Genomic DNA, 12,100 nt, shown 5'->3' with positions numbered 1-12,100 from the left:
AACAAGCTGTGACCCTGATCTACGGCCACCGCGGTGCGAAAGGCGAAGCACCGGAAAACACCCTGGCCAGTTTCCAGGCATGCCTCAAACATGGCGTAAAGCGCTGCGAACTGGATTTGCACCTGTCTCGCGACGGCGAGCTTATGGTGATTCATGACCCTACGCTCAAGCGCACCACTGACCGGCGCGGCAAGGTGGTGGACTACACCGCTGCAGAACTCACGCAGATCGATGCACGTAAAGGCGGCCCGGGCTGGCCTGGCCCCTGCCCAATCCCCACGCTCGAAGCGCTCTTCGAGCACTGCCCGTTCGAGCACTGGCAGCTGGAAGTGAAAAGTGCTTCCCGCACACGGGCGACTACCACGGTACTGGCCATTCGCGAGCTGGCGCAGCGGTATGGCCTGATGGACAAGATCACTATTACATCCAGCTCGCGTGAAGTGCTCCGCGCGGCGGCAGACCTGGTACCTGACATTTCTCGGGGGCTAGTGGCCGAGTATGCCTGGCTGGACCCCCTCAAGGTGGCCCGAAACTACACCTGTAACTACCTGGCGCTCAACTGGACACTGTGTACCCCTGAGCGTTTGCAGAAGGCCCAGCAGCAGGGCCTGCATGTGTCAGTATGGACAGTCAACGAGCCGGCCCTGATGCGGCGGCTCGCTGATTTTGGTGTGGACAGCCTGATTACAGACTTTCCCGGTTTGGCCAGCGCCACCCTTGAGCGTCGCTGAAGGCATCTGCCCCGGCCGGGGCTGGCCACCGGCCGGAGCCGCTTAAAAAAGCCGGTTCAGGCCGTCATAGGCCGCTACCCGATACGCCTCTGCCATGGTGGGGTAGTTGAAGGTGGTATTCACAAAGTATTTAAGCGTGTTGAGCTCACCGGGCTGGTTCATGATGGCCTGCCCGATGTGTACGATCTCTGAGGCCTGGTCGCCGAAGCAATGCACACCCAGCACCTGCAGCGTGTCCCGGTGGAACAGGATTTTCAGCATGCCCACAGGCTCATTGGAGATTTGCGCCCGAGCCATGCCCTTGAAAAACGCCTTGCCCACCTCGTAGGGGACCTTGTCCGCTGTGAGCTCTTGTTCGTTACGGCCAATGGAGCTGATTTCAGGAATGGTATAGATCCCTGTCGGCACATCGTTTACGAAGCGCCAGCTGCCGTTGTCCACAATGCTGCCCGCCGCAGAGCGGCCTTGGTCATACGCGGCGCTGGCCAGGCTGGGCCAGCCAATCACATCGCCGGCACCGTAGATGGTCGGCACGCTGGTACGGTAGTTTTCATCCACTTCAATCTGGCCACGGCTGTTGACCTTGATACCGATGTTTTCCAGCCCAAGCTGGTCTGTATTACCGGTACGGCCGTTACACCACAACAGCGCGTCTGCCTTGATCTTTTTGCCAGACTTGAGGTGCAGCACAACGCCATTGTCGATGCCTTCGACGCGCTCGTATTCCTCTTGATGGCGAACCATCACGTTGTTGTTGCTGAAGTGGTAGCTCAGGCCCTGGGAGATCTCCATATCCAGGAAGCTGAGCAACTGCTGGCGGTTGTCCACCAGCTCTACCAGCACACCCAGGCCGCTGAAGATGGACGCATATTCGCACCCGATCACCCCTGCCCCGTAAATGATCAGCTTACGTGGTGTGTGGGTAAGGCTCAGGATGGTGTCACTGTCGTAGATACGTGCGTGGTTGAAATCGATATCGGCAGGGCGATACGGGCGTGAGCCTGTCGCGATCACCACCTGGCGAGCGATAAGCTTTTCCTGGGCGCCATTGGCGCAGACAACCTGCACGGTCTGCTCATCCGAGAAGCTGGCCGTGCCGAAGAACACGTCCACCCGGTTGCGCGCGTAATAGCTGGTACGCGACGCTACCTGCTTGGCGATCACGCGCTCAGCACTTTTCAGCACATCGGGGAAAGAAAACCAGCGAGGCTCGCCAATAACGCGGAACATCTCGTTGGTGTTGAACTGAATGATTTGCTTGACCGAGTGACGCAGGGCCTTGGACGGGATGGTACCCAGGTGCGTGCAGTTGCCGCCCACCTGGCGGCGGTTGTCCACCATGGCGACCTTACGCCCTGACTTGGCGGCGTTCATTGCCGCACCTTCACCGGCCGGGCCCGAGCCCAGCACTACCACGTCGTAGTTGTAGACAGCCATGCGTACTCCTTCAGAACAGGCCACGGCGCCAGTCGGCTGCGCGCGGCACGAGATGCCCATGCGGCATCGAATCGTTGTGCGATTTAGCTACGGCGCGAACATTACCCCTTGCATCGGCACTTGGCTATCTCGTTATCAAGACAAATGCCATTACTCATCTAACAATAATTCGCGACTAAACGCCGCACCTGGTTGGTTGAGCTTGTTACTCACCTGCCCCACCGAACGAGTTTCATTTGCCCCGGTCCACTGGTTACACATAAGGTTACAAATCCGCCTCTGCCGTGGCGGCTTCGCTTGGGCCTATGCCTGCAAGCGTCTAGCACAGGGATTCCCCCCACTCCAATCGACAATCGGGTACCTTCATGGCCTCTCCAACAGGCAAAGGCAAAGCGATTTTTCGCGTTGTCAGCGGTAACTTCCTTGAGATGTTCGACTTCATGGTCTACGGCTTCTATGCCACCGCCATTGCAGCGACCTTCTTCCCTACCGACAGCGCTTTTGCGTCGCTGATGCTGTCGCTGGCCACCTTCGGTGCAGGGTTCCTGATGCGCCCTTTGGGTGCCATCTTTCTGGGTGCTTATATCGACCGCCATGGGCGGCGCCAGGGCCTGATCGTCACCCTGGGCCTGATGGCCGTGGGCACCCTGCTGATTGCGGTCGTACCTGGCTATGCCAGCATTGGTGTTGCTGCACCTATCCTGGTGCTGATAGGTCGCCTGCTTCAAGGATTCTCGGCCGGCGTGGAGTTGGGCGGCGTGTCGGTCTACCTGGCGGAAATCGCCACACCCGGGCGCAAGGGCTTCTTCGTCAGCTGGCAATCTGCTAGCCAGCAGGTAGCCGTGATCTTCGCCGGGTTGCTAGGGGTGCTGCTGCATCACTTCCTCTCCCCGGATGAAATGAACCAGTGGGGCTGGCGCGTCCCCTTCTTGATCGGTTGCCTGATTGTGCCGGTCATCTTCTTCATCCGCCGCTCCCTGGAGGAAACGCCCGAATTCGAGGCGCGCACCCACCGCCCTACCCTGCGCGAAGTCGTGAAGTCCATCGGCCAGAACTTCGGCCTGGTAATCGCGGGCATGGCCATGGTGGTCATGACCACGGTGTCCTTCTACCTGATCACTGCCTATACCCCAACCTTTGGCAAGGCCGAACTGCACCTGTCCGAGCTTGACGCGCTGTTGGTGACGATGTGCATCGGCTTGTCCAACTTCATCTGGTTGCCGGTGATGGGCGCAGTATCAGACCGCATCGGGCGCAAGCCGCTGCTTGTCAGCACTACGGTACTGGCCATCCTCACGGCGTACCCGCTACTGTCTTGGCTGGTAGGCTCGCCCAGCTTTGCGCACCTCCTGATGGTGGGGCTGTGGCTGTCTTTCCTCTATGGCTCGTACAACGGCGCCATGGTGGTAGCGCTCACAGAAATCATGCCCAAGGAAGTACGCACCACAGGCTTCTCACTGGCCTACAGCCTGGCAACGGCCACCTTCGGCGGCTTTACCCCAGCAGCCTGTACCTGGTTGATTCATGCTTTGGACAACAAGGCCGCGCCTGGCCTGTGGCTGAGCGGCGCGGCGGTCATGGGGCTTATCGCAACACTGGTACTGTTCCGCAACAACCCCCACCTGCGGGCCGCCCATGTGGCACAGCCCTCCGTGCTGTAATGTGTTGAAACCCTGCGCGCAATAAAAAAGCCCCGGCCTGCTACAGGCCGGGGCTTTTCATTGAAGCGGCTGCTTAGTGCGGGAAGGCTGGAGGGTTAACCCCTGCCATGTCTTCCATTACACGAATCACCTGGCAGCTGTAACCGAACTCGTTGTCGTACCAAACGTACAGTACAACGCGGTTGTCATTGCAGATGGTGGCTTCGGCATCGACCACGCCAGCATAGCGCGAGCCTACGAAGTCCGTGGAAACGACCTCGGTGGAGCTCACGTAGTCGATCTGGCGGGACAGGTCCGAATGCAGCGCCACATAGCGCAGGTATTCATTGACCTCTTCACGGCTGGTCGGGTTTTCCAGGTTCAGGTTCAGGATGGCCATGGACACGTTCGGCGTAGGGACGCGGATCGCGTTACCGGTCAGTTTGCCAGCCAGCTCCGGAAGCGCCTTGGCAGCAGCGGTGGCCGCACCGGTCTCAGTGATCACCATGTTCAAGGCTGCACTGCGGCCGCGACGCTCGCCCTTGTGGAAGTTGTCGATCAGGTTCTGGTCGTTGGTGTACGAGTGAACGGTTTCGACGTGCCCGTTGGCGATGCCGTACTTGTCGTTGATGGCCTTGAGCACCGGCACGATGGCGTTGGTGGTGCAGGAGGCAGCCGACACGATCTTGTCTTCGGGCGTGATCTGGTCATGGTTAATGCCATGCACGATGTTCTTGAGCTTGCCTTTGCCAGGCGCAGTCAGAATAACGCGCTCGATGCCAGGGCAAGCCAGGTGCTGGCCCAGGCCGTCGGCATCGCGCCATACGCCGGTGTTGTCTACCAACAGGGCGTTTTGAATGCCGTACTGGGTGTAGTCCACCTCGTTGGGCGCTTTAGCGTAGATCACCTGGATCAGCACACCATTGACGTTAAGGGTGCTGTTTTCCTCGTCCACGATAATGGTGCCGTCGAACGAACCGTGCACCGAATCGCGGCGCAGCAGGCTGGCGCGCTTGGTCAGGTCATCAGACGACCCCTTGCGTACCACGATGGCACGCAGGCGCAGGCCATCGCCGCCGCCGGTTTTCTCGATCATGATGCGCGCCAGCAGGCGGCCGATACGGCCAAAGCCATACAGCACCACGTCCTGGCCCTTGCGGTGGCCAGCCTCGGTGTTCTGCTTGCCTACCACGTCGGCCAGCTCATCACGTACGAAAGCTTCGGCACTGCGGCCATTGCCCTCTGCCTTGAACTTGACCACCAGCTTGCCCAGGTCGACCGACGCGGCGCCCAGTTTCAGCTCGCTCATGGCCTTGACCAGCGGGAAGGTTTCATGAACCGACAGCTCGCTTTCATCGTCCTGCCGATGGCGGGCGAACCGGTGAGCCTTGAGAACAGCGATAACGGAACGGTTGATCAGGCTGCGACCATAGATCGATGTCACCACGTTATTGTTGCGGTACAACTGACCAATCAACGGGATCATCGCCTCGGCGAGCGCTTCACGGTCGATCCATTCACCAAGACACTGGTCGGGCTTCTGATTCACGGGAACCTTCCACATGTAGGGGTAGAAAAAAGGGACTACATTATGACTTCGGCCGTTGCGTTAAAGCAATCCGCGCCCGTCATCGCGGCAGCATAGACCGTATTGGCACCTGTAAGTTCTTGGTCCCCAAGGGCTTCTTTTACGCGCCGCGCCACTGACAGGCAGCCCGCCAGGCCGTTACAATCCGGCTTTCGGACCGAGTACCTGGAGTCTTACCCTACCGTGCCAGTTCTGCGCCTTCCGCCATTACCCTCCATGGCAAGCTCTGCCTCGCCGGTCAAGCAAACCTGGGGCAACCTCCCCGGCGCCGCCTTGAGCCTGGCCATCGCTGAAGCTGCCAGTACCGCCAAGCGCTTCACGCTGCTGCTCACGGCAGATAGCCAGGCAGCGGACCGTCTGGAACAGGAACTGCGCTTTTTTGCGCCAGACCTGCCGGTACTGCATTTCCCGGACTGGGAAACACTCCCCTACGACCTGTTCTCGCCTCACCAGGACATTGTGTCCCAGCGCATCGCGGCCTTGTACCGGCTGCCGGAGCTAAGCCACGGCATTCTGGTAGTGCCGATCACCACGGCCCTACACCGTCTGGCGCCTACCCAGTTTCTGTTGGGCAGTAGCCTAGTGTTGGACGTGGGGCAGCGGCTGGACGTGGAAGCTACCCGCGCGCGCCTGGAGGCCGCTGGCTACCGGTATGTGGACACGGTGTACGAACACGGTGAGTTTACGGTACGGGGCGCACTGATCGACCTCTTTCCCATGGGTAGCAAACTGCCCTACCGGATTGACCTGTTCGACGACGAAATCGAAACGCTACGCACCTTCGACCCGGACACTCAGCGGTCCATCGACAAAGTGGACTCCGTGCGCCTGCTGCCTGCCCGGGAGTTTCCACTGCAGAAAGAAGCGGTCACTCGGTTCAAGGCTCGCTTCCGCGAGCGTTTCGATGTGGACTTCCGCCGCAGCCCGATCTTCCAGGACCTCAACAGCGGTATTACACCGGCAGGCATCGAGTACTACCTGCCGCTGTTCTTTGAAGCCACCTCCACACTGTTCGACTACCTGCCCCAGGACACCCAGGTGTTCTCCCTGCCGGGTATCGAACAGGCCGCAGATACGTTCTGGAACGACGTGCGCAATCGCTATGAAGAGCGCCGTATAGACCCCTTGCGCCCTCTGCTGCCGCCTGCCGAGCTGTTCCTCCCCGTAGAGGACTGTTTTGCGCGCTTGAAAACCTGGCCACGGGTGGTAGCCAGCAGTGATGACCCGGGCACCGGCGGCGGGCGCCAGCGCTTCCCTGCCAGCCCGCTACCAGACCTGGCCATCCAGGCCAAGGCCAGCCAGCCTATGGCGGCCCTGGCCGATTACCTGGACCAGTTCCCAGGGCGCGTGCTGTTCACCGCCGAATCAGCCGGCCGCCGCGAAGTGCTGCTGGACATGCTTGCCCGCCTGAAGCTCAAGCCGGTCACGGTAGAAGGCTGGCCAGGCTTTGTGGCCAGCGAAGCACGCCTTGCCATCACCATCGCCCCCCTGGACGATGGCCTGCAACTGGATGACCCGGCCCTGGCGCTGATCGCTGAAAGCCCCTTGTTCGGCCAGCGGGTCATGCAGCGTCGGCGCCGTGACAAGCGTGGTGACGTCAGCAGCGATGCGGTCATCAAGAACCTGACCGAGCTGCGCGAAGGCGCACCGGTGGTCCATATCGACCACGGCGTAGGGCGTTACCTGGGCTTGGCCACACTGGAAATCGATAACCAGGCCGCCGAGTTCCTGACCCTTGAATATGCAGAGAACGCCAAGCTGTACGTGCCTGTGGCCAACCTGCACCTGATCGCCCGTTACACCGGCAGTGACGACGCCCTGGCGCCCCTGCACCGCCTGGGTTCGGAAAGCTGGCAGAAAGCCAAGCGCAAAGCTGCCGAGCAGGTGCGAGACGTAGCCGCCGAGCTGTTGGATATCTACGCCCGCCGCGCGGCGCGCAAAGGCTATGCCTTCAACGACCCGGCACTGGACTACGAAACCTTCAGTGCCGGCTTCCCCTTCGAGGAAACCCCGGACCAGCAAACCGCCATTCAGGCTGTACACGATGACATGCTAGCCGCCAAGCCCATGGACAGGCTGGTATGCGGTGATGTGGGCTTCGGGAAAACCGAAGTAGCCATGCGCGCGGCGTTCATTGCCGTGCATGGCGGGCGCCAGGTGGTGATTCTGGTGCCTACCACCCTCCTCGCTCAGCAGCATTACAATAGCTTCCGGGACCGCTTCGCGGACTGGCCCGTGCGTGTGGAGGTGATGAGCCGGTTCAAGTCTGCCAAGGAAGTAGCCGAAGCCGTTGCCGAGCTGGCTGAGGGCAAGATCGATATCGTGATCGGCACCCACAAGCTGCTGCAAGACGATGTAAAGGTCAAGAACCTGGGGCTGGTGATCATCGACGAGGAGCATCGCTTCGGGGTACGCCAGAAAGAAGCCCTAAAGGCCCTGCGCAGTGAGGTGGACATCCTCACCCTCACGGCCACGCCCATCCCGCGCACGCTCAACATGGCCATGTCTGGCATGCGGGACCTGTCGATCATTGCAACGCCGCCCGCCAGGCGCCTGTCTGTACGCACCTTCGTGATGGAGCAGAACAAGAGCACGGTCAAGGAAGCGCTACTGCGCGAGCTGTTGCGCGGCGGCCAGGTGTACTACCTGCACAATGACGTCAAGACCATCGAAAAATGCGCAGCTGACCTGGCCGAACTCGTACCCGAAGCCCGGATCGGCATCGGCCATGGGCAGATGCGTGAGCGCGAACTTGAACAGGTGATGAGCGATTTCTACCACAAGCGCTTCAACGTGCTGATCGCCTCTACCATTATCGAAACCGGTATCGACGTGCCTAGCGCCAATACCATCATCATCGAGCGCGCCGATAAATTCGGCCTGGCGCAGTTGCACCAGTTGCGTGGCCGTGTGGGCCGAAGCCACCACCAGGCTTATGCTTACCTGCTTACCCCCTCCCGCCAGCAGATCACCGCCGACGCGGAAAAACGCCTGGAAGCCATTGCCGCCACCCAGGACCTGGGTGCAGGGTTTGTACTGGCCACCAACGACCTGGAAATCCGGGGCGCTGGTGAGCTGCTGGGCGAGGGCCAGAGTGGGCAGATCCAGGCCGTGGGCTTTACGTTGTACATGGAAATGCTAGAGCGCGCGGTCAAATCCATTCAGAAGGGTGAACAGCCCAACCTGGACAAGCCACTCAGCGGCGGCCCGGAAATCAACCTGCGCTTGCCTGCGCTCATTCCCGAAGACTACCTGCCGGACGTGCATGCTCGCCTGATCCTTTACAAGCGCATTGCGTCAGCAGCTGACGAAGAAGGCCTGAAAGACCTGCAGGTAGAAATGATCGATCGCTTCGGTTTGCTACCGGAGCCAACCAAAAACCTAGTGCGTATCACGCTGCTCAAATTGCAGGCAGAGAAGCTGGGCATTCTGAAAATCGATGGCGGCCCCCAGGGCGGGCGGATCGAGTTCGCGTCCGAAACGCCGGTCGACCCTATGGTGCTGATCAAGCTGATCCAGACGCAGCCCAAACGCTACAAGTTCGAAGGCGCTACGCTGTTCAAATTCCAGGTACCGATGGAGCGGCCGGATGAGCGATTCACAACCGTTGAAAGCCTGCTTGAGCAATTGGCCAAGTCCCCAGGCCATGCCAATGCATAGCGCGGGGCCATATAAACCGTGATGCAACCCCGCGTTCCGCGCCCCCGGCTATGGCTGGGGAGCGTGGAGTTCAGTGCCTTCGAACCCCGTAATGGCCGTATGCAACGCCACGTTCAGCACCGGGCAGCCCTGGCGTTCGGTTACGACGGCCAGTACGTTTCGCCGTCCAGCCTGGCGCCGGTACGCCACAGTGAAACGGATACGCTACAGCGAAACCTGGCCTTCGAGCGGCAGGCCAGAGAGCACTTGCAACGCCTGGGGTTGCGGATTGCCACCCGGCAGAGCAAAGCCCTACCAGAGCGCGCAGGGGAGCTGTATGAATTACCCACTGACAGCGCCTGGTTACGGTTTGTACTCCATGACTTGCCTGCCCTGCATGAAAGCGGCTGGGAAATAGCCTACGGCGAGCATTTCAGCTTCCATTTGACCCCTGTTGAGCACTGGTATGCGCACGTTGAGGAAGGGACCAGTCGAGACTGGTTCGACCTGGAGCTAGGTATTGTGGTGGAAGGCGAATCCCACAGCCTGCTACCCATTCTAACCAACCTGATCAGGGCACATCCTGATGTACTCAAGCCAAGCGTGCTCGCTCGGCGTAAAGACGACGAGCTGCTGGTAGTGACGGTGCCGCCCTCCCGAGCGGCTCGGCATACTGCTCAGGTTGCCCTGCCCTATGGAAGGTTGAGGCCAGTGCTGGCAGCTCTAGGTAATGTGTACCAGCATGAGCACGGCGCCACCCGTTTGCGCCTGGCCGCCCAGGACGCTACCCGCCTGAACCTACTTGATGACCTGCCGTTGCAATGGGAAGGCGCCGAACGGCTACGGCTGTTGGCCGCACGCCTGCGGGACTCCCATAGCCAGCATGTGGAGGCGCCCCAGGGCCTTGGCGCAACGCTGCGCAGCTATCAGCTGGAAGGCTTGAGCTGGATGCAAAACCTGCGCGAGCTTGAGGTAGGCGGCATCCTTGGCGATGACATGGGCTTGGGTAAAACCCTTCAAGCCCTTGCGCACGTACTCACGGAAAAGAATGCAGGCCGCCTTGACCGGCCCGCCATGGTGGTCATGCCGACCAGCCTGATTCCCAATTGGCAGGACGAGGCCGCTCGCTTTGCGCCGTCTTTGCAGGTATTGACCCTGCAGGGCATAGGTCGAAAAAAGCATTTCGATCACTTGCAGGGCTATGACCTGCTGTTGACAACCTATGCCCTGTTACCCAAAGACGTGGAGCGCATTGGCCAGCTCAAGCTGCACATCCTGATCCTGGACGAAGCACAGTACATCAAAACGCCCGGCAGCAAGGCCGCGCAGGCTGCCCGGCGTTTCGAAGCACGTCAGCGCCTGTGCCTGAGCGGCACGCCCTTGGAAAACCACTTGGGTGAGCTATGGTCACTGTTTCATTTCCTGATGCCGGGGTGGCTGGGTGACGCCAAGGCGTTCAATACCCACTACCGCATCCCCATCGAGCGGCACGAAGACGAGGACCGGCTACAGCACCTCAATACCCGGATAAAGCCCTTTCTCCTGCGGCGCACTAAAGAACAGGTGGCAACCGAGCTTCCGCCCAAGACCGACATCATCCAATGGGTTGACCTCAACGAGGCCCAACGCGATGTCTATGAAACGGTGCGACTGGCCATGGACCAGAAAGTCAGGGCTGAAATCAGCCAAAAAGGCATGGCTCGTAGCCAGATCATCATCCTGGAGGCCTTGCTGAAGTTGCGTCAGGTCTGCTGTGACCTGCGTCTAGTAAACAAGGAACGCGTCTACGCCCCCGGTGGCAGCTCCGGCAAACTGGAAAGCCTGATGGGCATGCTGGACCGCCTGATGATCGAGGACCGGCGCGTGCTGGTGTTTTCGCAGTTCACCTCCATGCTGGAGCTGATCGAAGCCCAGCTGCAGCAGCGGGGCCTGGACTACGCACTACTGACCGGCGCCAGCCGTGATCGCCGTACGCCTGTAGAAGACTTTCAACAGGGCCGCAAGCGCATTTTCCTGATCAGCCTGAAGGCTGGCGGCGTAGGTCTGAACCTTACCGCAGCTGACACAGTGATCCACTACGACCCGTGGTGGAACCCGGCAGCAGAACAACAGGCAACGGACCGGGCCTATCGCATAGGCCAGGACAAACCTGTGTTCGTGTTCAAACTGATCACGCGAGGGACTGTGGAAGAAAAGATTGCGCAGTTGCAACGGGAGAAAACGGCCCTGGCCGCCGGCGTGCTGGACGGTCGCCATGCCTCGGAATGGCGATGGGAGGCAGAGGATATCGAAGCGCTGCTCGAGCCCCTGCCCACCCTGCGCTGATCAGGCCGCCAGCACGCGTGCCAACACTGTTTTTACTTTGCCGATGCCTTCGTGCAGCGCCTGCTCGATCTCGGCCATGGTAATCACGGCCGAACTTTTGCCTGCTGCCGGGTTTACTACCAACGCCAGGCAGGCATAAGCCAGGTCGATTTCCCGCGCCAGCGCCGCCTCGGGCATCCCCGTCATGCCTACCACGTCGCAGCCATCGCGCTCCATACGGGTAATCTCTGCCACCGTTTCAAGCCGAGGGCCCTGGGTAGCACCATACACGCCGAAGTCGCTGAAGCCGTAGCCTTCGGCGGCAAGCGCGGCAATCAGTTGCTGGCGCAAGGGTTCGCTATACGGATAGCTGAAATCGATGTGCGTGACCTGCTCCAGGCCATCGGCAAAAAAGGTGTGCTCGCGCCCGCTGGTATAGTCGATCACTTGGTGAGGTACGCTGAAGTGGCCTGTGCCCATGGCCCCATGAATGCCCCCCACTGCGTTGACCGCCAGTACCGCTTCAGCGCCAGCCTGCTTCAATGCCCAGAGGTTGGCCCGGTAATTGACCTTATGGGGCGGTAAACGGTGCGGGTGCCCATGACGGGCCAGGAACAGCACTTCCCGGCCCGCGTATTCACCGACCAGCACCGGTGCTGAAGGAACACCATAGGGCGTTTCCATTTCAACACTGCGATGGATCTGAAGGCCCTCAAGCTGCGTAAGGCCCGTACCACCAATGATTGCGTATGTCGTCACGT

At 60.3% G+C, this 12,100-nt stretch carries 7 protein-coding genes; 4 read left to right on the top strand and 3 right to left on the bottom strand.

The features are described 5' to 3' along the window. The first annotated feature begins 8 nt into the window (after positions 1 to 8). Positions 9 to 731: a glycerophosphodiester phosphodiesterase gene (locus ACSAMW_RS21590; RefSeq protein WP_500592004.1), complete on the top strand. Its 723-nt coding sequence runs from the start codon at positions 9 to 11 to the stop codon at positions 729 to 731. A gap of 42 nt (positions 732 to 773) precedes the next feature. Here the strand turns inward: ACSAMW_RS21590 and sthA are convergent, their stop codons facing one another. Then, positions 774 to 2,168, bottom strand: coding sequence for a Si-specific NAD(P)(+) transhydrogenase (sthA, locus tag ACSAMW_RS21585; RefSeq protein ID WP_500592003.1), 1,395 nt, complete (start codon positions 2,166 to 2,168; stop codon positions 774 to 776). 365 nt (positions 2,169 to 2,533) lie between these two features. Here sthA and ACSAMW_RS21580 point away from each other — a divergent pair, with 365 nt between their 5' ends. Then, positions 2,534 to 3,829 (top strand): MFS transporter, encoded by a 1,296-nt coding sequence (locus tag ACSAMW_RS21580; RefSeq protein ID WP_500592002.1) that lies wholly within the window; start codon positions 2,534 to 2,536, stop codon positions 3,827 to 3,829. Positions 3,830 to 3,902: 73 nt separating this feature from the next. On the opposite strand, the gene ACSAMW_RS21575 is transcribed toward ACSAMW_RS21580, so the two are convergent. Continuing rightward, positions 3,903 to 5,372 carry a glyceraldehyde-3-phosphate dehydrogenase gene (locus tag ACSAMW_RS21575; protein ID WP_500592001.1) on the bottom strand — a complete coding sequence of 490 codons (1,470 nt, stop codon included), beginning with the start codon at positions 5,370 to 5,372 and terminating at the stop codon, positions 3,903 to 3,905. A 240-nt stretch (positions 5,373 to 5,612) separates the two neighbouring features. Here ACSAMW_RS21575 and mfd point away from each other — a divergent pair, with 240 nt between their 5' ends. Together mfd and ACSAMW_RS21565 are read left to right on the top strand one after the other, a co-directional pair. Next, positions 5,613 to 9,056 carry a transcription-repair coupling factor gene (gene mfd / locus ACSAMW_RS21570; RefSeq protein WP_500592000.1) on the top strand — a complete coding sequence of 1,148 codons (3,444 nt, stop codon included), beginning with the start codon at positions 5,613 to 5,615 and terminating at the stop codon, positions 9,054 to 9,056. A 21-nt stretch (positions 9,057 to 9,077) separates the two neighbouring features. Continuing rightward, positions 9,078 to 11,360 (top strand): DEAD/DEAH box helicase, encoded by a 2,283-nt coding sequence (locus ACSAMW_RS21565; RefSeq protein ID WP_500591999.1) that lies wholly within the window; start codon positions 9,078 to 9,080, stop codon positions 11,358 to 11,360. Here the strand turns inward: ACSAMW_RS21565 and ACSAMW_RS21560 are convergent, their stop codons facing one another. Then, positions 11,361 to 12,098 (bottom strand): S-methyl-5'-thioinosine phosphorylase, encoded by a 738-nt coding sequence (locus tag ACSAMW_RS21560; RefSeq protein ID WP_500591998.1) that lies wholly within the window; start codon positions 12,096 to 12,098, stop codon positions 11,361 to 11,363. Positions 12,099 to 12,100 lie beyond the last annotated feature (2 nt).

This window comes from Pseudomonas sp. AB39(2026), assembly GCF_059831485.1.
This window is presented reverse-complemented; position numbering and strand designations above follow the sequence as displayed.

What these genes read in the sequence shown, in the direction of transcription:
- ACSAMW_RS21575 (WP_500592001.1), bottom strand. Translation starts at nt 5,372, where the DNA reads ATGTGGAAGGTTCCCGTGAATCAGAAGCCCGACCAGTGTCTTGGTGAA.
- ACSAMW_RS21580 (WP_500592002.1), top strand. Translation starts at nt 2,534, where the DNA reads ATGGCCTCTCCAACAGGCAAAGGCAAAGCGATTTTTCGCGTTGTCAGC.
- mfd (WP_500592000.1), top strand. Translation starts at nt 5,613, where the DNA reads ATGGCAAGCTCTGCCTCGCCGGTCAAGCAAACCTGGGGCAACCTCCCC.
- sthA (WP_500592003.1), bottom strand. Translation starts at nt 2,168, where the DNA reads ATGGCTGTCTACAACTACGACGTGGTAGTGCTGGGCTCGGGCCCGGCC.
- ACSAMW_RS21565 (WP_500591999.1), top strand. Translation starts at nt 9,078, where the DNA reads ATGCAACCCCGCGTTCCGCGCCCCCGGCTATGGCTGGGGAGCGTGGAG.